Origin of the sequence: Idiomarina solivarensis (assembly GCF_033052755.1) — a bacterium.
Lineage (GTDB): Bacteria > Pseudomonadota > Gammaproteobacteria > Enterobacterales > Alteromonadaceae > Idiomarina.
Genome location: NZ_JAVFHZ010000001.1, coordinates 600,790 through 624,497, shown reverse-complemented (window position 1 = coordinate 624,497; position 23,708 = coordinate 600,790). Strand labels below are relative to the sequence as shown.

Sequence of the window (23,708 nt, the reverse complement as noted above, 5' to 3'; positions counted from 1 at the left end):
ATAAAGGAAAATGGTGGAGGGGGCAGGATTCGAACCTGCGAAGGCTGAGCCGTCAGATTTACAGTCTGATCCCTTTGGCCACTCGGGAACCCCTCCACTCAAGTGGCGCGTATAATAACAGTCTTAGCTTAGCTGTAAAGAGAAAACTTAAACTTTTGAGACTTTGGCCGATACAGAGTTATCTGTCACCCATTATTCAGAGTCTTAATGAGTCAAGTTGCTGCTGTTCAGAACAATGCTGCTTATTTCTTTGAGCAACATGCGAGCGAAGCCGTTAACCATGGTTTTGCCGGTGAATTTGCTTATTGGGTTTCGGCATTGGGCGCAGATCCTGTTATTTCAGAGCGTTCAACAGATATTAACTGGCAGCGCGCAATTGGTGCAGGCAGAGCAAGACCGTTAGATGTTCAACCCGGAGTAGTGCTGGCAAGTGGTGTTTATGCCAATATCAGTCAACTGTCTGATTTTAAGTTACAAGATGCGACTCACCCCCAACCTCTTATTCCCGATGCGACGCCAGGGCGCTTGCCTTTGGAACTGCTTCAAAATTTAGACTGGCGAGTCCGCCAACGGCTAGATAAGAAAAAACAGCCACAAGCGGAAGAAAAAGACGAGTATAAGCACAAAGGTCCGGCTGGGTTGTATGACGTGCTGCAAAAACTTGGTATTACTCATTAGGCTTGTCGCTTTCTTTGCGGTAAAGAGTTTCCGGTAATGTCACTATGCGGCATAATACCGATACCATTTCGTTAATTTAAAGAGCCGATGAAGCAACTGCGCCCAGAGGACGAAGACCGTATTGATGCGTTCACGGAACATCTATGGCTGCATCATGGCTCCAGCGAAAACACCCAGGCGGCTTATCGCAGCGATTTGAGACGGTTTTGTGAGTACTTGGTTCCGCTGAAAAAATCCTTAATGGAAACCGATGAGCTGGTGCTTCAGGATTATCTTTTATGGCGCCGGACTCAAGGGTTGTCGCCTCGCAGTACCTCGCGCTTCTTAAGCTCAGCCAAGAAATTTTTTCAGTTTGCGCTAAAACAGCAGTGGGTAACAGTAGACCCGACCGCACGTTTAAAACGCCCTAAGTTGCCACAAAGCATTCCCCATTCGCTAAGTGAAGACGATGTCATTGCTTTACTGCAGCAACCTGATACTGAAACGCCTATTGGCTTGCGCGACAGAACCATGCTGGAAGTTCTGTATGCCACAGGTTTGCGGGTAACGGAGCTCATTCGCTTGCAATACGATCAGCTAAGCCGCCAACAAGGCTTAGTGAGGGTGGTGGGTAAAGGTAATAAAGAACGCCTGGTACCGTTAGGTGAAGAAGCGCTTGAATGGCTGGATAATTACCTGAAGCACGGTCGTGCTGCAATAACGGATAAAAGTAGCCCCTGGATATTTGTTACGCAAAGAGGCTCGTTACTAACGCGTCAGGCATTTTGGTACCGGTTACGGCACTACGCGGCAGAAGCTGGTATTTATGCGCATTTATCACCGCATACTTTGCGCCATGCTTTTGCCACGCACTTGCTGAACCACGGCGCCGATTTACGCGTATTACAGTTATTACTCGGACACAGCGATTTGTCCACGACACAGATTTATACCCAGGTTGCACGCGAGCGTCTGCAAGCCTTGCATGCTCAGCATCACCCCCGCGGCTAATTGCATTTTAACCGTTAACAGGGTAGGGTTCGGACAATTAATTTATGAGGTATTTATGCGCAATTTAATGTCGGTAGTTGGTTTAGTCGGGTTGGTCAGCGCCAGTTTTAGTGTTTCCGCTTTAAGTGCAGGACAAAGTGAAATTGATACACGGCACCTGAACAAGGTAGGCATTGAAGTGCTTGCGACCGAATCTGGAGAAATTGACGGCTATGTTCGAGCGGTTACCAATCAGGGCATGTTCTATGTGTCTAAAGATGGTGAACGACTGATTAGCGGTAATGTGTTTGATATTACCGGTAGTGAGCCTAAAAACTTAAGCGAAGCCGCAATGGCGAAAGTGCGTTTGAAAATGCTGAAAGGCTTTACCGACGATATGATCGTGTACCCGGCTGAAAATGAAAAATATCAAGTGACTGTTTTTACCGACACCACTTGTGGTTATTGTCAGCGTTTACACGAAAACATGGACAGCTACCATGCTGAGGGGATAACGATTAAATATTTAGCGTTCCCCCGTGGCGGCATGAACAGCACAGGGGGCCAGCAGTTACAAACGGTTTGGTGTTCTGATGATAAGAAAGCCGCTATCACAGCGTTTAAAGAAGATGAGAATTACAGTGGTAGTTCGAGCTGTTCGAATCCTGTGGCGGAACATTATCAATTGGGCAAATCGTTTGGCGTCACCGGTACTCCCGCTATTGTATTACCTGACGGCCGTTTGCTTCCCGGTGCAGTGCCTGCAGCACGGCTCGCTGCGGAAATTAGAAAAGGTCAGTCGCAGTAATTCATGAATGATTATGAAATACGTCGTTATCAAGTCGTAGACGATACTTTTTTGCCGCAGCAGATCCCGGCTTTGTTGCGGCAAATATACGCTCGACGCGGCGTGCGCAGTGCCGATGAGCTCAGTTTAAAAGCGTCGGGCTTAGTTCATTTTTCGTCGTTAAAAGATATTAACAAAGCAGTTGATCTGCTTCTATCTGCGTTAAAAAATCAAGAAAAAGTGTGCATTTGTGGCGACTTTGACGCTGACGGAGCAACCAGCTCTGCGCTGATGGTATCCGCTCTTAAGGCTTTTGGCTTGCAGCAGGTAAGCTACCGCGTGCCCAACAGAATGACAGATGGCTACGGGCTCTCTGTGGCTATGGTAGAGCAACTCGCCTCTGAAAATGTAGAGTTGATTATTACCGTAGACAACGGCATTGCCGCGCACGAGGCAGTTAAGGTTGCCCGTGACAGGGGAGTGAAAGTGCTGGTCACCGACCATCATTTACCCCCGGCCGAACTTCCTCCCGCTAATGCGATAGTGAATCCAAATCAAAATGGCTGTGATTTTCCCAGCAAACACTTAGCCGGTGTCGGTGTGGCATTTTATGTCTTATTGGCTTTGCGTTCAGCACTGCGGGATGACGGGGTTGAGTCTTTGCCAAATTTGGCCGACTGGCTTGACCTCGTTGCGTTGGGAACGGTGGCCGATGTGGTGCCGCTCGACTACAACAATCGGATATTAGTGCAGCAAGGCATCGCTCGCATTCGCAAAGGCATGAGTAGGCCAGGAATTCGAGCTTTGCTGGCGGTAGCAAACCGTGACGCCAGCCAACTGGCTGCCAGCGATTTGGGTTTTGCGCTTGGCCCCCGAATCAATGCAGCCGGGCGGTTAGACGATATAGGGCTTGGCATTGAATGTTTGTTAGCTGGTGAGTCCAGGGCACAAGAATTAGCGCAGCAGCTCAACGATTTAAACCAGCAGCGTAAATTCATTGAAGCAGAGATGCGTGAGAATGCCGAAAGTGTTGTCGCGAAGCTGCGTTTCGATCAGGGGCAGGTACCCGATTTAGTCACTTTGTATCAGCCAGACTGGCACGCCGGCGTTATAGGCATTGTTGCGGGTCGGGTAAAAGAGCAAGTGAACCGGCCGGTTATTGCTTTAGCCAATGACAGTGAAGACATACTGAAAGGTTCTGCGCGTTCAGTTAGCGGCTTGCACATGCGAGATTTACTGGAGCGTATTCATAGCCTGGAGCCCGGGATAATGGAACGATTTGGCGGACATGCTATGGCAGCTGGTTTAACTCTGAAAAAAGCTAATTTAACGCGTTTTTCAGAACTTGCTGCGCAAATAGCGTCGGAATGGTTGTCAGTAGAGCAAAAGCAACGTGTGTTTTGGTCTGACGGTGATTTAAACGCACCGCAGCTTTCACTGGACAGTGTCAATATCCTGCAAAATGCGGGCCCCTGGGGGCAGCAATTCCCTGAGCCAATGTTCGACGGGCAGTTTGAGTTGGTGGACCAACGTATTGTTGGCGAACGCCACCTAAAACTGGTGGTACGTCACCCGCAAGGTGAGTTACTGGACGCTATTGCGTTTAATGTCGATACACAACAATGGCCGACACGACAGGCATCAGTTGTTGAACTTTTATACAAGCCGCAACTTAATCACTTCCGCGGACGCACAAACGTTCAGTTGTTGGTGGAGCAAATCCGCGCAATACGTTAAACTACGCCCCTTTTAGAATTAACAGAATTAGGTAGTCGCATGTTTGAAACTAACGCAACCTACAACAACATTAAAGATATGCGTGAGCGTAGCAATGCGCTTAGGGGGTATCTTTGACTACGATGCTAAGTTAGAGCGTCTGGAAGAAGTCACCCGGGAAATGGAGCAGCCCAATGTTTGGGATGATCCACCCAAAGCACAAGCGTTAGGTAAAGAACGTGCGGCATTGGAGCAAGTCGTCGAGACTTTGGACAAGTTGCAGCAAGGGCTAGACGACGTTGAAGGTTTAGTCGATTTGGCGGTAGAAGCTGAAGACGAAGACACGTTCAACGAAGCTCAGGAAGAACTGTCGGGCTTATTAAAGCAGCTGGAAAGTTTAGAGTTTCGACGCATGTTTTCAAAAGACAACGACTCAGCCGATTGTTACCTGGATATTCAATCGGGTTCCGGTGGGACCGAAGCTCAGGACTGGGCAAACATATTATTACGCATGTATCTTCGCTGGGCCGAAGCGCACGACTTTAAAGCTGAAATTACCGAACTGTCAGAAGGTGATGTGGCTGGTATAAAATCGGCGACAGTGCGTGTGGTAGGAGAATACTCTTACGGTTGGTTACGAACCGAAACGGGCGTGCACCGCTTAGTGCGTAAGTCACCATTTGATTCAGGTAATCGTCGCCATACCTCGTTTGCATCGGTGTTTGTTTATCCGGAAGTGGACGACGATATCGATATTGAAATTGATCCGTCAGACTTGCGGGTGGACACCTATAGAGCATCGGGAGCGGGTGGTCAGCATGTTAACCGAACCGATTCAGCGGTCCGGTTAACGCACGAGCCAACCGGCATTGTTGTACAATGTCAAAGTGACCGTTCGCAGCATAAAAACCGCGACTCAGCAATGAAGCAGTTGAAAGCGAAACTGTATGAATTTGAATTGCAGAAGCAGAATGAAGAAAAGCAGGCACTTGAAGACTCCAAAGCCGATATTGGCTGGGGCAGCCAAATTCGTTCTTACGTTCTGGATGATGCTCGCATCAAAGATTTACGTACGGGTGTTGAGAACCGTAACACCCAGGCCGTTCTGGACGGCGCACTTGATCCATTTATTGAAGCCAGCTTAAAAAGCGGGCTGTAAGTTTAATATAAGTATCCCGACAGAGGAAAATCGATAATGACTGATAAATCGCAAGCACCTGAAGTAGACGTAAACGAACAGATCGCGCAACGAAAGGCGAAACTGTCGGCGCTTCGCGATAAGGGCATCGCATTCCCGAACGATTTTCGTCGGGATTCCTTAGCCGCTGATTTACACGCAGAATACGACGACGTCAGCAAAGATGAGCTGGCTGAGAAGGGCATTCGCGTTAAAGTCGCTGGTCGTATGATGACCCGCCGCATTATGGGTAAGGCAAGCTTTGCCACCATTCAGGATATGAGCGGAAAAATCCAGCTTTACGTTGCCCGCGATAATCTGCCTGAGGGCTACTACAACACTGAATTTAAAAAATGGGATCTAGGCGATATCGTTGGCGCCTCAGGTACATTATTTATTACCGGAACCGGTGAGCTAAGTGTTCAGGTTGATGATGTGCGTTTACTAACGAAAGCGCTGCGTCCCTTGCCTGATAAATTTCACGGTTTGTCCGATCAGGAAATGCGTTATCGTCAGCGTTATTTAGACCTGATTACCAACGAAGAGTCTCGCAATACCTTTATGGCGCGCTCTAAGATTATTGATTACATTCGTCGCTTTTTGACCGAACGTCAGTTCCTGGAAGTTGAAACGCCAATGATGCAGGCGATTCCTGGTGGGGCAGCGGCCCGTCCGTTCAGCACACACCACAATGCGTTGGATATGGAACTGTTTTTGCGTATCGCACCGGAGCTTTATTTGAAGCGTTTGGTTGTCGGCGGCTTTGAGAAAGTATTCGAAATTAACCGTAACTTCCGTAACGAAGGGCTCTCAACACGCCATAATCCTGAATTCACTATGCTGGAGTTCTATTGGGCGTATGCGGATTATCACGATTTAATGGACTTAACCGAGCAAATGCTGCGCGGGGCGGCGGAATCTGTCTTAGGTTCTGCCCAGTTTACCAGTCAGGGCGTCGATTATGATTTCGGCAAGCCATTCGAGCGCATGACGGTTCTGGAAGCGATTATTAAGTACATGCCGGAAGTTAAAGCCGAGCAGCTGAATGACATGAACAGTGCGACTGAAATAGCTGAACAAGTAGGTGTTAGCGTTAAGCCGTCCTGGGGCTTGGGTAAAGTTCAAATCGAGATTTTTGAGACGGTTGCCGAACATCGCTTAATCCAGCCCACTTTTATTACCGCGTATCCGGCAGAAGTATCGCCGTTGGCGCGTCGTCACGACGACGATCCTTTCGTTACCGACCGTTTTGAGTTTTTCGCAGGGGGGCGTGAATTAGCCAACGGTTTCTCTGAGTTGAACGATGCCGAAGACCAGGCTGAGCGTTTCCGTGAGCAAGTTGAACAAAAAGAAGCGGGCGATGACGAAGCGATGTTCTACGACGAAGACTACGTGACTGCGCTAGAACATGGCATGCCACCAACCGCAGGGCAAGGCATTGGTATTGATCGCCTGGTCATGTTGCTAACCGATTCAGCCTCTATTCGTGATGTATTATTATTCCCTCATATGCGGCCAAAAGCAGACTGAATAACCGGCCAAAAAGTGTTCAGTAAACGCGTTAACTGCTATAGTTATTTTCTATAGAAGGTTAGCGCGTTTTTTATGGGCGCTCCCCAACAATGCTGAGGTTTGTATGTACTATTCTGAACTTTCGACCCCGTTGGGGAAAATGTATGCTGTTGCTGACAACCAGTACCTTATTGGTCTGTACTATTCGGGCCAAAAGTATTGCCCTGATATGAGCCTGTTCGAGAGCAACCCAAAAAACGACGTGCTTCAGGCTGTTACCCATCAAATTCAGGCGTATTTCAGTAATTCTAACTACCACTTCGATTTACCACTGAGGCCCCAGGTAACCGATTTTCAGAAGAAAGTATTATCGGTGCTGCAACGAATTCCAGTCGGTACTACGTTGAGTTATCAACAGGTTGCCGATGAATTGGATCAACCCGACGCAACGCGAGCTGTGGCAACCGCCATTGCTAAAAATCCGCTTATTATTGTGATTCCGTGTCATCGGGTTATCGGGCAGGATGGTTCATTACGTGGGTTTGCGGCTGGGCTTGATCGTAAACAACAGCTACTGGATTTAGAGCGTGGCGTTATTGTTGCTTAATGTGTTGGGTTAAAAACAAAAAACCCGGCTAACCAGCCGGGTTTCTTTTACTTTTCGTAACACTATAGCGCTTAGTGATCTTCGCCTTCAGTGTGCACGTGACCGTGTTCAAGCTCTTGCTCAGTCGCGTCACGAACTTCAAGAACTTCTACGTCAAAGTTCAGGTTAACACCGGCTAATGGGTGGTTACCGTCAACAGTCACTTCTTCGTCTTTTACATCAACGATAACAACTGACTGTTCGCCTTGGTCAGTACTTGCACGGAACTGCATGCCAGGCTGCACTTCGTTTTCGCCGAACAGGTTGCGTGGTACAGTTTGGATTAAGCCGTCATGACGTTCGCCATAAGCTTCTTCTGGTTTAACTTCTGCAGTGAAGCTATCGCCAACTGATTTGCCTTCCAACGCATTTTCCAGACCAGGAATCAGCATGCCACGACCGTGGATGAAGTTCAGCGGGCTGCCATCTTTAGACTCGTCCAGGGTCTGGCCATCTTCCGTTTTAACGGCATAGTTAATAGCCACGACTTTGTTTGGTGCAATGGTTTCGCTCATAAATTTAACCTAATTGATAAGGCAGTGAGTGTATTTCCAAGAGACTTGCGTCGTCATCCCGAACTCGTATAGCTGTGTCAGTGTCTATGTCACTGGGTAAAACAGCTAATAAGTCCACATGGGTGTCGGTGCGGTTCACTGCCATAATGACCGTACCTGCACGACGCCAGTTATCGCCAATGGCTTTCTCTAATTGTGTACCCGCAGTAACTTGAGCCGTTACTTCACCGGATAAACGAAAGAGTGCCCGTTTCTGTTTGCCCAAATACTTCATTCGGGCAATAGTCTCCTGGCCGATATAACATCCTTTGTCAAAACTGATTCCATCCCACGCCTGCAAATTCATCATTTGCGGAACGAACGCCTGGCTGTTTTCAGACGTTAGTTGTGGACGAACCCGCTCAATTTCCAACGCATCCCAGTAGGGTTGCGGATAATCCGTAGAAATTGGTTGTTGGCTGAGTAACAGATATTGGTCGGGATGACTCCCTACCTGTATTACCCGGCCATCAAATTCTGCTGCCACGCTGGCTGCTTTGGTGCCAAAAACACCGGCAATGTTCCAGTCGTCGCTAACATCTTCAATACTGACTTTACTAAAGACACCGTATTTTTTTAATTGTGCTAAAGAGCCTTGAATCGCGCTGCGATGCATAATTAAAAATACGCTATCCGACTCACGGCAAAGCCAAAACGTGCTAAAAGCCTTTCCGGTTTGATCGCAATGTGCGCCATATAACCAATTATTTTGGTCGAGTTTGCGTAAATCACATGTCAGTTGACCCTGCAAAAAACTGTCAGCATCTTCGCCAGATACCGACAGGATACCATAATCCGTCAGCTGAACGGAAAGGCTGTCCAAATTTGCGTCACTAAAATGCTGCGTTAACTCAACCACAATGACTCCTTATTAAATGGCTTACGTGGTAATATTAGGGCACTTTATAGAATTACAAGGGCAGTTGCTGCGGAGATTTTATGTTGCCGTTAAAACAATCGGAAGAAGTATTAAAAGACAAGCGTCGTTTACGTTGGGCCTGCCGTCGGGGCATGCTGGAGTTGGATGTACTGTTTGAACCTTTTGTTGATCAGGCTTATGACGAGCTGACGGAAGAGCAAAAAGCAGTTTTCCGCCGGTTGGTAACTTGTGACGATCCGGATCTTTTTGCCTGGTTTATGGGTCATCAAAAGTGCGAAGACGAAGAATTGGCGGCTATGGTTCAGTTTATGTTGTCGCGCGTTAAGGTGTGAACCCCGAAATTTTCTTTCGCCTGCAGCGACCTAAGGGGACACTTTCTGTTTCTGGATGTGGGCGTTATTGGTGGTGGCAGCAGCAACGTTGGCAATTTTTTAATAAAGCGTTGGTTGTTCGCAGCATTGTGGTTTTATTGCCGTTAACGCGACAAACCGAAAATGGCAGAGAGAAGCGTCATTGGCTGTGGGTATGGTGGTTTCAGCTGCCGTTGGCGCAACAATTAAAGCTGCGGCGCCAACTACAACAAACATCGGGGGCTTAACGTACTGGACTGAGCACCGTAGGCTGGGTTTCCGTTAAGGTGTCTGGGTAGTCCAGCGTGTAGTGTAAGCCGCGACTCTCCTTACGGCTCATGGCACTTTTTACAATGAGCTCTGATACTTGCACCAAATTACGCAATTCCAGCAAATTATTGCTGACCCGAAAATTCGAATAGTATTCATGAATTTCACGCTGTAATAATTCAATACGGTGCAAGGCGCGCTCCAAACGTTTAGTGGTGCGTACTATGCCAACGTAGTCCCACATAAAAAGGCGCAGTTCATGCCAGTTATGCTGAATAATTACTTCTTCATCAGAGTTACCTACCTGACTTTCATCCCAGCCAGGTAAATGGCTCAGGGCTTCTTGATGTGGGCGTTTCGATAAAATATCCTTGGCCGCAGCACGGGCAAATACCAAACATTCCAATAAGGAATTGCTGGCCATACGGTTAGCGCCGTGCAGGCCGGTGCAAGCCACTTCGCCAACGGCATAAAGGTTGGCTAAGTCGGTAGCTGCATTCATATCGGTTTTTACGCCGCCACAGGTGTAATGAGCCGCAGGGACGACCGGCATTGGCTCTTTACTGATATCAATCCCTAGCGAAAGACATTTTTCCATAATAGTCGGGAAGTGCTGCTGGATAAACGCTTTGGATTTATGAGAAATATCCAGATACATGCAATCTGCACCAAGACGCTTCATTTCATAGTCTATTGCCCGGGCAACCACGTCGCGGGGGGCGAGTTCGGCCTGCTCGTGGAAATTAGGCATAAAGCGACTGCCATCCGGACGCTTCAGCAACGCGCCTTCACCACGCAACGCTTCGGTCAGCAGGAAGCTTTGGGCGTTAGGATGAAACAAGCAGGTTGGGTGAAACTGATTAAATTCCATATTCGCAACGCTACAGCCGGCCCGCCAGGCCATGGCTATACCATCGCCGCTGGCAATATCCGGGTTGCTGGTGTATTGATAAACCTTGCTCGCGCCGCCGGTTGCTAAAACAACCGAACCGGCTGCTACCGTCTCAACACGTTCGTTTTGGCGGCTCCATACATAGGCACCGTAACAACCGTCAGCTTTGCCAATACGAGATCCGGTAATTAGATCGACTGCGTTGTAACGTTCCAGCACGTGAATATTGGGATGTTCTAGTGCTTTTTTCTGAAGTGTGGTTTGTACGGCTTTACCGGTTGCATCGGCCGCGTGCAAAATTCTGCGGTGGCTGTGGCCACCTTCGCGGTTCAGGTGGTAGGCCGGGCTGTCGTCTTTAGACTTTACCTGGTCAAAGCCAACGCCTGCGTCAATCAGCCATTGCAAACTTGCGCGGGCGTTTTCTGTGGTAAACTTTACTGCTTCGGGATCACAAAGACCGGCTCCGGCCACTAAGGTGTCTTCAATATGGCTTTCGATGCTGTCATTTTCATCGAACACTGCGGCTATGCCGCCTTGTGCATAAAAAGTAGAGCCTTCAGTCAGCGGGCCTTTACTTAGCACTATAACGTTTAAGTCATCGGCTAGTTGCAAAGCGGTAGTTAAACCAGCGGCCCCCGAACCAATAATCAGTACATCGCATTGATAATTTGCAGCAGGTTCCATAAAGTACTCAATGTGAATTTTGAATGATTTTACGCATTTGGCGATATTTTTGCGAACTTTTTACATGCGGCTCTGTCACAGTCAGTAACACACAGGACGGGCCGCCAGTTCCAGCAGTTCCTGGTTTAAGGGAGAACAGGCTCGGATGAGCGAACAGGTGAGTGACCAACAACTGGTCGAAAGAGTACAGCAAGGTGATAACCGGGCTTTTGATCTGCTGGTAAAAAAGTATCAGCACAAAGTCATGAGTTTGATATCACGTTATGTCAAACAACAGGGTGATGTACCGGATATTGCGCAGGAAGCCTTTATAAAGGCGTATCGGGCGCTACCGAACTTCCGTGGTGACAGTGCCTTTTATACTTGGCTGTACCGAATTGCGGTTAACACAGCGAAAAACCATTTGGTTTCGCAGGGTAGAAAGCCGCCGGCATCGGACATCGATGCAGAAGACGCAGAGTTTTATGAAGGAGCTGGCGCACTGAGAGACAGCGCTTCTCCGGAACGGCAAATGCTGTCAGATGAGATCAGAGATGTGGTGTTAAAAACAATTGATGAATTACCCGATGATTTACGTCGGGCAATTACGTTAAGGGAAATTGAAGGTCTCGGTTACGAGGAAATTGCGCTAGAAATGGATTGCCCCATAGGGACTGTCCGCTCTCGCATCTTTCGCGCTCGGGAAGCAATAGATAATCAACTCCGACCGTTGCTGGAAGGGTAAACTAAAGAGGGGCAGATATGTCTCGAAGTAAATCAGAATCAACATCCGCGCTGTTTGATGACCAGATCATCAATGCTGATGAAATTAAAGCGCTACTGGATGATGAACAGGCAAAGCAAGAGTGGCATCGTTACAGTGTCATTCGAGCAGCGATAAAAGATGACTTAAACAGTGATATCAGTCTTGATATTAGTGAACGAGTCAGCATGAGCATCAGTCAGGAATCGAATGTTGTAAAGCCTGGTTTTGGTCGCTCTAAAAGCCAAAATAAAGCAGCATCTCGCTGGTTTCAGCCTTTTGCAAAAGTTGCTGTGGCCGCCAGTGTTGCCGTTGTTGCTGTAATGACAGTTCAAACTTATCAGCAGCCAAATACGTCTGAAGGTGGCAGTATGGAGTCGGCGCTTTTGACTAATCCGATTGGTGGTGGTCGCGAGCCAGTAAGTTTGAATCGTGTGGAACCAATGTCACAAGTGAGTGATCAGCAACGTCGCCGTCAGGTTCAGTCGTACATTATTGATCATCAGCAACAATTAATGCTTCAGCAAAAAGTTGAAGACGTTGAAAAAGTAGAGCGACCAGAGCAGGAGCTCAACAAAGGTAATTAAGGTTATGATAACTCGGTTGTGCCGGTTTGTTTTATGTGGCGTGATTCTATTTTCAGGAACGTTTACAGTTAGTGCCCAGCAAAATAATGAACAAACAGACAATGGTGCTGACTGGTTTAACCGTATGGCTGAAGCCTTAACAACGTTGAATTTTGAGGCGTCTCTTGTTCATGTGCATGGTGATCAAATAGAACCTTATCAATGGTTTCAGGGCAACGATTCGGAAGTTGGAAGTACTGAACTGTTGATCCAAATGAATGGCCCGGACTTTCGAATTTTAAGGGTCAATGATCGTGTTGCTCATTTTAATAGTTCTGCAACCAGCTATTCTCTAAGATCGGATACCATTACGGCGATTTTTCCTGCTGCTTTTTCTGAACCTTTTGAACGCTTAGAGCACAGTTATCAAGTGACTGTTGGCGGCGGAGCAAGAGTGTTAGGTCGCAACGCTCAGCATATTCGAATTTTAAGCAGAGACAACCAACGCTACAGCTACGCGTTATGGATTGATCGTAAAAATGGTATGCCGTTAAAAATGATCATTCTGAACCAATCCGGCAATATTGTTGAGCAGATGCAACTCACCAGTTTGTCTGTTCGAAGCTCGGAACCGGAAATTATTGCGGAAATCGAAAATATTGAGATGCCGCCTTTGCTTAACGAACTTAGAGTAGAGAAACCAACTCATTATGCCGTTGAGCCCTTATGGGCCCCTCAAGGCTTTAGATTGATCAGTCAGGAAAATCATAACTTATTAGTCGACGCAACGCCGGTGGATCACTATCTATTCTCCGATGGTCTGACTGAGTATTCCGTTTATATTGCCGAATTAACCCCGGATATGGAGACTGATCTTGCGTTGTCTTCTTCGCAAACCTTGTTTTCAATGCGTCACAATGGCTTTCTTGTCACTGTAGTAGGGCAAGTGCCGTTAGCGATGGCTCAGCGCATAGCAACAGAAGTGAAATAATGAAAGAAATAGCCGAAGTCGTAGCGGTTGAGGGTAACCGCGTTACTGTGACCACAGAACTAAAGACCGCTTGTTCCGGGTGTGCACAAGTATCTAATTGCGGCGCAGGCATTTTGAGCAAAGTGTTTGCTGACCGCAATGCCCAATTTACCGTGTTGACTGAGCAAGCGTTTGCTCCCGGTGATCAGGTGCAGTTAGAAGTGCCTGAAGCGGCTGTAACCCGTTTTGCTTTGGTGCTATACGGCTTACCTATACTCATGCTGTTGCTTGTTGCGGTGCTTCTGGAAAACATGGGTACCTTATCTGAAGGTGTTGTTATTTTACTGTCTTTTACTGGCTTCGCTATTACCTTCTGGGGCCTTAAACACTGGTTCCGCAAACGTGATATTCAGGTCAATGCGATGGTCAAACTGGAAACCGTGGCAGCCGACGTTCAGCATTGAAACCTCTGAGCAGGCATAAAGTCCTTTGTTCTTGCCGCTAACATGAGTATGATCGGGGCTAATTTTTTAAGTTCCAGAATTCAGTTTTTCAGAGGTATCATCAATGCCGAATAGGGCGTTCAAGCAAAGTAATATTCGTAACTTCTCGATCATAGCTCACATCGACCACGGTAAATCCACCCTGTCGGATCGCCTTATCCAGCATTGCGGTGGACTGACAGACCGCGAGATGGCGGAGCAGGTGCTTGATTCCATGGACCTGGAGCGCGAGCGTGGTATTACGATAAAAGCACAAAGTGTGACGCTTTATTACACGGCAAAAGACGGCGAAACTTACCAATTAAACTTCATTGATACCCCTGGTCACGTTGACTTCTCATATGAAGTGTCACGTTCATTGGCTGGTTGTGAAGGTGCGCTGCTGGTCGTCGATGCTGCGCAGGGTGTTGAAGCCCAGACTCTGGCTAATTGCTATACCGCCATTGAAATGGATTTGGAAGTCGTTCCTGTTCTTAATAAAATTGACTTGCCACAAGCCGATGCTATGGGTGTTGCGCAAGAGATAGAAGACATTGTTGGTATTGAAGCCGTGGACGCGGTTCAATGCTCAGCGAAAACCGGTTTGGGCATTGACGATGTGCTGGAGCGCATTGTTCGTCAAATTCCGCCACCGCAAGGTGAGCCAGAAGAGCCGCTACAAGCACTGATTATCGACTCATGGTTTGATAACTATCAGGGGGTTGTCTCTTTGGTTCGCGTACGTAATGGCACATTGCGTGCGGGCGAAAAAATGACAGTGATGTCCACCGGCCAGTCCTATCAAATCGATAAAGTGGGTTACTTTGACCCGAAGCCGCACGAAACTGGTATTTTGCATACTGGCGAGGTGGGTTATGTTATCTCGGGCATTAAAGATATTTTAGGTGCTCCAGTCGGCGATACTCTAACAAATACAAAGAATCCAGCAAAAGAGCCGGTACCGGGCTTTAAAAAAGTAAAACCTCAGGTTTATGCGGGCATGTTTCCAATAAGCTCAGAGGATTACGAGTCGTTCCGTGATGCGTTAGGTAAATTGTCATTAAATGATGCCTCGCTTTTCTATGAACCTGAAAATTCTGCCGCGCTTGGCTTTGGTTTCCGGTGCGGCTTTCTGGGTATGCTGCACATGGAAATTATTCAGGAGCGACTGGAGCGTGAGTACGATATCGACCTGATTACTACCGCACCAACCGTTGTTTATGAAGTAGAGAAAACAGACGGCAGTATGGTAAAAGTGGATAACCCAGTGAATTTACCACCGGTGAATGACATTGAAACTATTTACGAGCCCATTGTGGAAGCCAATATTTTGGTGCCGCAGGAGTTTTTAGGTAATGTCATTACTCTATGTGTCGATAAGCGCGGTGTGCAAACGGCTATGGCTTACCACGGAAAACAAGTTGCGGTAACCTACGAACTGCCAATGGCCGAAGTTGTTATGGACTTTTTTGACCGTTTAAAATCCACCAGCCGTGGTTATGCGTCTTTAGATTATCAGTTCAAAAAATTTGAACCCGCGGACATGGTTCGTGTCGACATATTGATTAACGGCGACCGGGTCGATGCTCTGGCGATGATCACACACCGGGATCATGCTGAAGGGCGAGGCCGTATGCTAGTTGATAAAATGCGTGAGCTAATTCCACGACAAATGTTTGATATTGCCATTCAGGCGACTATTGGCAACCATGTTATTGCGCGCTCAACAGTCAAGCAGCTACGTAAAAACGTAACGGCTAAGTGTTATGGCGGCGATATTAGTCGTAAGAAAAAGCTTTTACAAAAACAAAAAGAGGGTAAAAAGCGCATGAAGAACCTGGGTAACGTCGAAGTACCTCAGGAAGCCTTCCTTGCGGTTTTAAAAGTGGGCAAATAGGAAATGGCCAATTATTTTTCAATTATTTTAACCGTTATTACTATTACTTCTGGTTTGTTATGGCTTTACGATGTGATGGTTTTAAAGCCAAAACGTAAAGCTGTTATTTCAGAGGTAGAAAATAAAACAACCCGTGCTTTAACGGACGAACAAGCTGAAAGACTGGCACCTCAGCCTAAACTAATGGAGCTGAGTGAATCCATTTTCCCGGTTATCGCTTTGGTATTGGTAGTGCGCACAGTATTGTACGAGCCTTTCCAGATACCGTCCGGTTCAATGATGCCAACCTTGTTGAAAGGTGACTTTATTTTGGTTGAAAAATACGCTTATGGTATTAAGGATCCCGTTTTCCAGGAAACCATTATCGAGACATCAAAGCCCGATCGTGGCGATGTGGCAGTATTCAAATACCCGTTAGAGCCAAATATTGACTACATTAAGCGTATCGTGGGTTTACCGGGTGATCGTATTATTTATCGTAATAAATCCTTGTACATTCAGCCTGCGTGCGCCATCGGTCAAAAAGACTGCGAAGAAATGAAAGTGGTGGCTACCAAATTAAAAGAGGACGGCAAGTACTTTTCGGGTTCCTCGCCGTTACGAACCTACAATGAAGATTTACGCGGCATTAGTCACGATATTCTTATTGATCCTAGTGTGGCACCCCGTACCATGATGTACTTTGATCAGCCAGGTACACGACAAGACGAATGGGTTGTTCCTGAAGGCTATTATTTTGCTATGGGTGACAATCGGGATAATTCGCGTGACAGCCGTTACTGGGGCTTTGTTGATGAAGACTTGTTGGTTGGTGAAGCGGTTTTCATCTGGATGAGTTTTGAAATGGACCGCAGTCGCGACAGTTGGTTGCCGACATGGGTTCCTACCGGAGTTCGATTTGAAAGGCTAGGGAGTATTGAGTGAGTTTACCCAAACCACCTTTAACAGAACTAGAAAAAATTGTTGGTCATAGCTTTGCAAAGAAGGAGCTACTGCGACAGGCGATGACCCATCGCAGTGCGTCATCAACTCATAATGAGCGCTTGGAATTTTTAGGTGACTCGATTTTGGGATTGGTGATAGCTGAGGCTTTGTATCAAAAATTTCCGACAGTGGCTGAAGGCGATTTAAGCCGCATGCGCGCGGCTATTGTCTGTGGACGCTCCTTGGCTAAGCTTGGAAAAAAGATGGGGCTTGGTGATTTCTTATCATTGGGTCAGGGCGAACTAAAAAGCGGCGGTTACCGTCGTGAGTCTATTCTGGCAGATGCCGTTGAGGCCATTATTGGTGCCATCTATTTGGACAGCGATATAGATATCATTCGTCAGGTTATTCTTAACTGGTTTGAACCCCAGCTGACGCAAATTGAACCTGGTACTAGCCAGAAAGATCCAAAAACCCGTTTGCAGGAACTACTGCAATCGCGTCAAAAGCCTTTACCCGAGTACGACGTTATTGCTACGCAGGGACAGGCACATAATCAACAATTTACCGTGAACTGTTCTGTGGAAGGTATTGAAAGTCCTTTTAAAGGCACCGGTACCAGCCGGCGTAAAGCTGAGCAGGCGGCCGCGACGGCCGCATTAGAACATTTGCAGGAGAGCGCATGACGCTGGATATAGAACTGGACGAAAATAAACACAGCGGCTTTGTTGCCATTGTTGGCCGTCCAAACGTGGGTAAATCGACACTGATTAACCGTTTGCTGGGTCAGAAAATCAGCATAACCTCGAATAAACCTCAAACGACCCGCCACCGCATATTAGGTGTTGATACCGATGGCGACTGTCAGGCGGTGTATGTTGACACACCAGGTATGCATAAAGAGGAACCGCGGGCGATTAATCGAGTGATGAACCAGACTGCATCTTCAGCGTTAAAAGACGTCGACTTGGTGTTGTTTGTGGTGGACAGTCTTAAGTGGCAGGAAGACGACAAAATGGTGCTGGAAAAAATTCAGCGCACTAAAGGCCCGGTAGTGTTGTTGGTTAACAAAGTAGATCAAATAAAAGACAAAGAAAAGCTGCTGCCGCACCTACAGTGGCTAAATGAACAGCATCAATTTGCTGCTATTTTGCCAATCTCTGCAACTCATGGTGATAATCTGGACGAATTACGCAAGATTGTGCGGAGCCATTTACAACCTGGTTATCACTATTATCCGGAAGACTACGTCACTGACCGCTCGGTGCGTTTTATGGCCGCTGAAATTATTCGTGAAAAGCTCATGCGCTTTACCGGCGAAGAACTACCTTATGAAACTACCGTAGAGATAGAACAGTTTGGGCAGTCAGAAAAAGGCACTCATCATATTCATGCGTTGATACTGGTTGAGCGCGAAGCACAGAAGCGTATGGTCATTGGGCAAGGTGGTAGTAAACTGAAAACTATTGGTACAGAAGCCCGTCGCGATATAGAAAAGCTGTTGGACAATAAAGTAATGGTAAAACTTTGGGTGAAAGTTAAATCCGGTTGGTCAGACGACGAACGGGCACTGAAAAGTCTGGGTTATCGCGAGGACTAATCAGTGGCGCAGCGGGCACTGGTGTTGCATCGTTGGGATTATCAGGAAACCAGTCTGATATTGGATCTGTTCACTGAGGATAACGGACGGGTTCGAGTTATAGCTAAAGGCGCAAAACGGCCCAAAAGCCCCTGGCGGGGATTGACTCAGCCCTTTATGCTGTTGCTGACGGAGTTTCGGGGGCGTGGTGATTTAAAGACCTTAACGTTGCTGGAACCAGCGCAGACAAGTCAAAAGCTACTGTTACAAGGCGAGAAACTCTATAGTGGTTTCTACCTTAACGAACTCATTCAACGGGTTGTCCCCGCAGAAGCTGAAGCCCCCGAGCTTTTTCAAAGCTACTTTTCAGCATTGCAAAGCATGATTGCCAGCGAGCGCGTAGAACCTGCATTACGTCAATTTGAATGGCAATTATTGCAACACTTAGGTGCTGCCTTCGATTGGCATTACGATGCGGATAACGGTGATGCACTTACTGATTTTGAATGGTGTTATTTTATTCCCGACCACGGCTTTGTCACACAAGCCCGAGACGATCAACAACGAGCGTATTCGGTGGCTGACATCAATAAACTAGCCGCCTGGGACGTTGACGACGAAAGCCGTTTAAGACAGCTAAAATATATTATGCGCGATGCTTTATCGGTTTATTTAGGAGAAAAACCACTGCGTAGTCGTGAATTATTTCGAAGCAATACCCACGGCAACCGAAGAACGAAAGGAGCTGAATAATGAAAAGTGTGCGCCTTGGCGTTAATATTGACCACGTGGCCACGTTGCGTAATGCACGGGGCGTGCGGTATCCAGACCCAGTCGCTGCTGCTGCCATTGCTGAGCAGGCTGGAGCCGATGGTATTACTATTCATTTGCGTGAGGATCGTCGTCACATTACTGATCGCGATGTGGCGATGCTTAAACAAACGCTGAATGTACCCATGAACTTAGAAATGGCTGTAACCTCAGAAATGCTCGATATTGCCGAGAAGACTCGGCCTGCTTATAGCTGTCTGGTGCCGGAGAAACGCGAAGAGTTAACCACAGAAGGCGGACTGAATGTTGCTGGTCAGTTAGATGCTATTACCACTGCGACCCGCCGCTTAAGTGATGCCGGCATACAGGTGTCGTTGTTTATTGACGCCAACCACCAGCAAATAGATGCCGCCAAAACCGCAGGCGCCCCCATTATTGAGCTGCACACAGGTCAATACGCAGAGGCCGAAACTGATGAGCATCGTACTGAAGAGCTCGCGCGTTTAATGGAAGCCGCGGAGTACGCCCACTCTATAGGCCTGCAGGTAAACGCAGGTCATGGCCTGCACTACCATAACACGCACGAGGTGGCGCAAATTCCATATATTTGTGAACTTAATATTGGCCATTCAATTATCGCCCGGGCGGTATTGGTTGGTCTGGATAAGGCGGTGCGCGATATGCGTGATATTTTGGATAAGGCACGTTAATGGCTATCTGGGGCTTAGGGACGGATATTGTTGAAGTAGCCCGGATAGAACATTCGTTATCCCGCGGTAATAGCCTGATAAAACGGGTTCTGACACCGGACGAACAAAAGGAAATGGACTTATCAACGGATCCGGCAGCGTTCCTGGCAAAGCGTTTTGCGGCTAAAGAGGCCTGTGCTAAAGCGTTTGGACGTGGTATTTCGGCTGGATTGTCCTTTCAACATATGAAGGTTGTTCACGATAGCTATGGCAAACCCGAGTGGCACTTCACCGACACGGCCGCACAATGGGTGAAAGAACAGGGGATTAGTGGTAGCCACTTATCCATTAGCGACGAAAAACATTACGCTGTAGCGACCGTCATTTTAGAAACTGAGTCAATTAAAAATTAGGTGAAGCAAAACAACCATGGCGCAATTTTTCAAACCGCAAAAGCGCAATAAAGCGATCAGCAAAACCCTAAAAGCAGAGGTGTCGGCGCTGGACCATCAGGCGCGGGCGGTAATCCGTGGCACGGGAAAAGGCCAGGCGACGCGCTTTATTATGGGCGCTTTGCCGGGCGAAGTTATTCAGTATAAAACGGTAGGTAAACACAGCGGGACTTTAGAGCGAATTCTTGAGCCGAGCAGCGACCGCCGCGAAGCTCCCTGTCCATACTATGAGCGCTGTGGTGGCTGCGACTTCCAGCATTTAGACGAACAAAAGCAACGGGCCCATAAGCAGCAAGTTGTCGAAGAGTTGTTCCAGAAGTTTGGGGTATTTGAACCAACTGAAGAAAGCCTGCCATGGCAATCTCCGTTAGTGAGTAAATCCACCCGTTATCGTCGCAGGGTAAGATTAGCCACCCGCTGGCTGGGCAAAGAGCAGAAACTGCTGATTGGTTTCCGCGAGTCGCAAAGTCATAATATTGTTGCAATACAGGATTGTCTGGTTGCCGATGATCGCTTATTGGAAGCCGTGAATGCTTTGTACCCTTTGCTCAATATTGCTTCGGTAGCGAGCAAACTAGGCCACATAGAGGCTATTAACACCAATAAACCCGTTATTTTACTGCGTGTGACAGAACGTTTGACGCGAGATGCTGTGCAGGCGTTAGAAGCTTGGCAGGCGACTAATGAACCCGATATTTGGTTACAAAACGAGACTGAATTAAAGCCTGTAGGTGAGACGTCTATGCCGTTTGATACCAGTATTGACGGTGACAAACTGTACTTTCAACCTGGTGACTTTTTGCAAGTTAATAGCGGTATGAATCAGCTTATGGTGCAGCAAGCCATGGACTGGCTTAGCCCGGGGGAAAACCAGCGCGTGTATGACTTTTTCGCTGGTATTGGTAATTTCAGCGTACCGTTGGCTCGTCGCTCGAAGTCTGTATTAGCTGTGGAAGGTGTTTATCGAATGGCAGAGCAAACGCGAACTAATGCTCAGAGCAACGGACTGAATAACTTGACGTCATTAAGTGCCGACTTAAGTCATATAACAGCATCTGAACTCGAGGAGCCGGCCGATTTATGGTGTTTAGATCCTGCCCGTCCGGGGGCAGAAGGTGTCGTCAAATTGCTGCAGAAACTGAAACCCGAGCATAAGCCTGAACGTATTCTGTACGTTTCTTGCGCCCCTGATACTCTGGCACGGGACATAAAGGCCATGAAGAGCTCCGACTACCGCATAACTAAGCTCTGCACAGTTGACATGTTTCCGCAAACGCATCACATTGAAACCATGGTTTGTCTGGAGCGAGCGTCGTAAGTCATGGTCCATGTACGCAGTACCCACGTGGATGATCCCAAATACAAAGACAGTGAACAGCATTGGCTGAACGCTGTGAGTGATCCTGAACCATTAGAAAATACTTTAGAGCAGCTAAAGCAGCAGTTTCCTGAGGAAGCTGAAGCGCTGTTAAAAGGCCAGGAAATGGTGGAGATACTGGCTCCATTGAAGCTCGATGCTGAATCTTTGTTGGCAGCTTTGTACATGCCATTGCTGGAAGCGGGCAAACTCAATTTAGACAAACTGGAAGGCAAGCAGTCAAAAACCTTGATTGTGTTGCTGCGTAATGTGCAGCAAATGCAGAGCATTGGTGACTTGCAACATTTTCAGCACGGTCAGCCCGATGGTGGTCAAATCGACAACGTACGACGAATGCTGCTATCGATGGTGGAAGATGTTCGAGCTGTGCTGATAAAATTGGCAGAACGTATTTGTTACTTACGTGAAGTAAAAAACGCTGACGAAGAAACTCGGGTACTGGCCGCCAAAGAATGCGCAGAAATATACGCGCCATTGGCCAATCGGTTAGGTATCGGTCAATTAAAGTGGGAATTGGAAGATATCTCTTTCCGTTACTTGCATCCCAATACCTATAAAACCATTGCTAAGCATTTGCATGAGCGCAGAACCGACCGCGAGCATTATATTGATAATTTTGTGTCCGATCTGCAGGAATCGTTGAAGCAGCAGGGAATAGAAGCGGATGTATACGGCCGTCCAAAACATATTTACTCCATCTGGCGCAAAATGCAGAAAAAGCATCTGCAGTTTGATCAGTTGTTCGACATTCGCGCTGTACGTATTCTGACGCATAACCTGAAAGACTGTTACGCAGCCTTAGGCGTGGTGCATTCGCGCTGGCGGCATATTGCGTCCGAGTTTGATGACTACGTGGCAACGCCAAAGCCAAACGGTTATCAGTCTATTCATACGGTGGTTATTGGCCCCGAGCATAAAAATGTTGAAATTCAGATACGTTCGCACGACATGCACGACGACGCCGAGCTGGGCGTTGCCGCACACTGGATGTACAAAGAAGGCGCAGCGGCCGGTAAACGGCACGGCTTTGAAGATAAGATAGCCTGGTTACGTAAGCTACTGGCCTGGCACGAAGACATGGCTGGCAGCGAGACTCTGGTGGACGAAATACGTTCTCAGGTGTTTGAAGACCGCGTCTATGTGTTTACCCCGAAAGGCGAAGTGGTGGATTTGCCCATGGGCTCCACACCGCTGGATTTTGCTTACTACATTCACAGTCAGGTGGGTCATAAGTGCATTGGCGCTAAAATTGACGGTCGTATTGTTCCTTTTACCTATCAGCTGCAAAACGGTGATAGGGTAGAAATATTGACCCAAAAAAGCGCACAGCCGCGACGTGATTGGCTAAACCCACAACTGGGATATTTGCATTCCTCACGGGCACGGGCGAAGGTTCATACCTACTTTAAAAAAGAAGACCGCGATAAAAATCTACATGCTGGCAAAGAGCTGCTGGAAAATGAACTGCAGAAGCATCAACTGCATGTGCAGGACGCTAGCAAAGCGGTTGAGCGTTTTAATGTGCCCACGCTGGAGGATTTATTAGCCGCCATTGGTGCCGGTGACGTGCGCCTTCATCAGGTGGTGAACTTCCTGAAACCACAGGAAACTGAGGTTGAAAAGGTTGAGCGTTTAACTAAGCGACGCAAAGCTAAGCAACTACCGAAAACACCGAAGTCGGATATAACGGTCGAGGGCATAGGCAACCTGATGATGCACTTTGCCAATTGTTGTGAACCTTTACCCGGAGAGTCTATTACCGGTTTTATTACTCAAGGGCGAGGGGTGTCTGTGCACCACAGTGACTGTGATCAGCTACAGCATTTATTACATCAGCATCCGGAGCGTGGCATTGACGTGTCCTGGTCGGGGCATTCTAAACAGGAATACCGTGCCAGCCTGCGAGTGTCGGCGTTAGACCGCAATGGATTGCTGCATGATATTACCAGTGTGTTGTCGAACGAGAAGGCGGCAGTGGCGCAGATGGATAGCGAAAGCGACGCTACCTCTCAGTCTGCCACAGTGGTGTTGACCTTAACAGTTAAAGACAGCGACGCGCTCAACCGCATTATGGACCGGTTGCGCCAGGTACACGGGGTTGAGCAGATCCAGCGCATTACGTTGAAACATTAGCCATTTAAAA

At 47.7% G+C, this 23,708-nt stretch carries 25 protein-coding genes and 1 tRNA gene; 22 read left to right on the top strand and 4 right to left on the bottom strand.

Going from position 1 to position 23,708, the window contains the following annotated elements; translation table 11 throughout:
- Positions 1–11: 11 nt before the first annotated feature.
- Positions 12–96, bottom strand: a tRNA-Tyr gene (locus tag RBK99_RS03075).
- A gap of 111 nt (positions 97–207) precedes the next feature.
- Between RBK99_RS03075 and RBK99_RS03070 the strand changes: the two genes are divergently transcribed.
- The 7 genes from RBK99_RS03070 to RBK99_RS03040 all read left to right on the top strand — a co-directional run bounded on the left by RBK99_RS03070 (position 208) and on the right by RBK99_RS03040 (position 7,446).
- A complete protein-coding gene (locus tag RBK99_RS03070) occupies positions 208–678 on the top strand; it encodes a VC2046/SO_2500 family protein (protein ID WP_317503169.1) in 471 nt (156 codons plus the stop codon).
- Between the two features lie 87 nt (positions 679–765).
- Positions 766–1,668, top strand: coding sequence for a site-specific tyrosine recombinase XerD (gene xerD, locus RBK99_RS03065; RefSeq protein ID WP_317503168.1), 903 nt, complete (start codon positions 766–768; stop codon positions 1,666–1,668).
- Between the two features lie 55 nt (positions 1,669–1,723).
- Positions 1,724–2,455 (top strand): thioredoxin fold domain-containing protein, encoded by a 732-nt coding sequence (locus tag RBK99_RS03060; RefSeq protein WP_317503167.1) that lies wholly within the window; start codon positions 1,724–1,726, stop codon positions 2,453–2,455.
- A 3-nt stretch (positions 2,456–2,458) separates the two neighbouring features.
- A complete protein-coding gene (gene recJ, locus RBK99_RS03055; protein WP_317503166.1) occupies positions 2,459–4,171 on the top strand; it encodes a single-stranded-DNA-specific exonuclease RecJ in 1,713 nt (570 codons plus the stop codon).
- Positions 4,172–4,210: 39 nt separating this feature from the next.
- Positions 4,211–5,309 (top strand): peptide chain release factor 2 gene (gene prfB, locus RBK99_RS03050; protein ID WP_317503165.1). Its coding sequence is split into 2 segments (ribosomal slippage): positions 4,211–4,285 and positions 4,287–5,309, totalling 1,098 coding nucleotides; the frame shifts between segments, so codons are not numbered across the junction.
- Positions 5,310–5,345: 36 nt separating this feature from the next.
- The gene (gene lysS, locus RBK99_RS03045) at positions 5,346–6,857 is read left to right on the top strand and encodes a lysine--tRNA ligase (RefSeq protein WP_317503164.1); all 1,512 of its coding nucleotides are present in this window, start codon (positions 5,346–5,348) and stop codon (positions 6,855–6,857) included.
- Positions 6,858–6,963: 106 nt separating this feature from the next.
- A complete protein-coding gene (locus tag RBK99_RS03040) occupies positions 6,964–7,446 on the top strand; it encodes a methylated-DNA--[protein]-cysteine S-methyltransferase (RefSeq protein WP_317503163.1) in 483 nt (160 codons plus the stop codon).
- Positions 7,447–7,517: 71 nt separating this feature from the next.
- Here RBK99_RS03040 and RBK99_RS03035 read toward each other — a convergent pair whose 3' ends face one another.
- Positions 7,518–8,000 carry an FKBP-type peptidyl-prolyl cis-trans isomerase gene (locus tag RBK99_RS03035; RefSeq protein ID WP_126781832.1) on the bottom strand — a complete coding sequence of 161 codons (483 nt, stop codon included), beginning with the start codon at positions 7,998–8,000 and terminating at the stop codon, positions 7,518–7,520.
- 4 nt (positions 8,001–8,004) lie between these two features.
- The gene (gene ygfZ / locus RBK99_RS03030) at positions 8,005–8,898 is read right to left on the bottom strand and encodes a CAF17-like 4Fe-4S cluster assembly/insertion protein YgfZ (protein WP_317503162.1); all 894 of its coding nucleotides are present in this window, start codon (positions 8,896–8,898) and stop codon (positions 8,005–8,007) included.
- A gap of 80 nt (positions 8,899–8,978) precedes the next feature.
- Here ygfZ and RBK99_RS03025 point away from each other — a divergent pair, with 80 nt between their 5' ends.
- Positions 8,979–9,251, top strand: coding sequence for an FAD assembly factor SdhE (locus RBK99_RS03025; protein ID WP_317503161.1), 273 nt, complete (start codon positions 8,979–8,981; stop codon positions 9,249–9,251).
- The gene (locus tag RBK99_RS03020; RefSeq protein ID WP_317503160.1) at positions 9,248–9,517 is read left to right on the top strand and encodes a hypothetical protein; all 270 of its coding nucleotides are present in this window, start codon (positions 9,248–9,250) and stop codon (positions 9,515–9,517) included. The genes RBK99_RS03025 and RBK99_RS03020 overlap by 4 nt, the downstream gene beginning before the upstream one ends.
- On the opposite strand, the gene nadB is transcribed toward RBK99_RS03020, so the two are convergent.
- Positions 9,514–11,115, bottom strand: coding sequence for an L-aspartate oxidase (gene nadB / locus RBK99_RS03015; protein WP_317503159.1), 1,602 nt, complete (start codon positions 11,113–11,115; stop codon positions 9,514–9,516). The two genes, RBK99_RS03020 and nadB, sit on opposite strands and share 4 nt — an antisense overlap.
- 145 nt (positions 11,116–11,260) lie before the next feature.
- Here nadB and rpoE point away from each other — a divergent pair, with 145 nt between their 5' ends.
- The 13 genes from rpoE (at position 11,261) to relA (ending at position 23,698) form a co-directional block, all read left to right on the top strand.
- On the top strand, positions 11,261–11,839 hold the full coding sequence (gene rpoE, locus RBK99_RS03010) for an RNA polymerase sigma factor RpoE (RefSeq protein ID WP_317503158.1): 579 nt from the start codon (positions 11,261–11,263) through the stop codon (positions 11,837–11,839).
- A 17-nt stretch (positions 11,840–11,856) separates the two neighbouring features.
- Positions 11,857–12,444, top strand: a complete 588-nt coding sequence (locus tag RBK99_RS03005; protein WP_317503157.1) for a sigma-E factor negative regulatory protein — start codon at positions 11,857–11,859, stop codon at positions 12,442–12,444.
- 4 nt (positions 12,445–12,448) lie between these two features.
- Positions 12,449–13,414, top strand: coding sequence for a MucB/RseB C-terminal domain-containing protein (locus tag RBK99_RS03000; RefSeq protein ID WP_317503156.1), 966 nt, complete (start codon positions 12,449–12,451; stop codon positions 13,412–13,414).
- Positions 13,414–13,857, top strand: coding sequence for a SoxR reducing system RseC family protein (locus RBK99_RS02995; protein WP_317503155.1), 444 nt, complete (start codon positions 13,414–13,416; stop codon positions 13,855–13,857). The genes RBK99_RS03000 and RBK99_RS02995 overlap by 1 nt, the downstream gene beginning before the upstream one ends.
- Before the next feature lie 103 nt (positions 13,858–13,960).
- Positions 13,961–15,772 carry a translation elongation factor 4 gene (gene lepA, locus RBK99_RS02990; RefSeq protein ID WP_317503154.1) on the top strand — a complete coding sequence of 604 codons (1,812 nt, stop codon included), beginning with the start codon at positions 13,961–13,963 and terminating at the stop codon, positions 15,770–15,772.
- Between the two features lie 3 nt (positions 15,773–15,775).
- Complete coding sequence (gene lepB, locus RBK99_RS02985; protein WP_317503153.1) at positions 15,776–16,696, top strand: signal peptidase I; 921 nt, start codon at positions 15,776–15,778, stop codon at positions 16,694–16,696.
- Positions 16,693–17,382 (top strand): ribonuclease III, encoded by a 690-nt coding sequence (gene rnc, locus RBK99_RS02980; protein WP_317503152.1) that lies wholly within the window; start codon positions 16,693–16,695, stop codon positions 17,380–17,382. The genes lepB and rnc overlap by 4 nt, the downstream gene beginning before the upstream one ends.
- Entirely contained in the window at positions 17,379–18,296 is a 918-nt protein-coding gene (gene era, locus RBK99_RS02975; protein WP_317503151.1) for a GTPase Era, read from the top strand. Before rnc ends, era begins: the two co-directional genes overlap by 4 nt.
- Positions 18,297–18,299: 3 nt before the next feature.
- Complete coding sequence (gene recO, locus RBK99_RS02970; protein WP_317503150.1) at positions 18,300–19,028, top strand: DNA repair protein RecO; 729 nt, start codon at positions 18,300–18,302, stop codon at positions 19,026–19,028.
- Entirely contained in the window at positions 19,028–19,756 is a 729-nt protein-coding gene (gene pdxJ / locus RBK99_RS02965) for a pyridoxine 5'-phosphate synthase (RefSeq protein WP_317503149.1), read from the top strand. Before recO ends, pdxJ begins: the two co-directional genes overlap by 1 nt.
- Complete coding sequence (acpS, locus tag RBK99_RS02960; protein ID WP_317503148.1) at positions 19,756–20,148, top strand: holo-ACP synthase; 393 nt, start codon at positions 19,756–19,758, stop codon at positions 20,146–20,148. The genes pdxJ and acpS overlap by 1 nt, the downstream gene beginning before the upstream one ends.
- A 16-nt stretch (positions 20,149–20,164) precedes the next feature.
- Entirely contained in the window at positions 20,165–21,505 is a 1,341-nt protein-coding gene (gene rlmD, locus RBK99_RS02955; protein ID WP_317503147.1) for a 23S rRNA (uracil(1939)-C(5))-methyltransferase RlmD, read from the top strand.
- A gap of 3 nt (positions 21,506–21,508) precedes the next feature.
- The gene (relA, locus tag RBK99_RS02950; RefSeq protein WP_317503146.1) at positions 21,509–23,698 is read left to right on the top strand and encodes a GTP diphosphokinase; all 2,190 of its coding nucleotides are present in this window, start codon (positions 21,509–21,511) and stop codon (positions 23,696–23,698) included.
- The last annotated feature ends 10 nt before the right edge of the window (positions 23,699–23,708 follow it).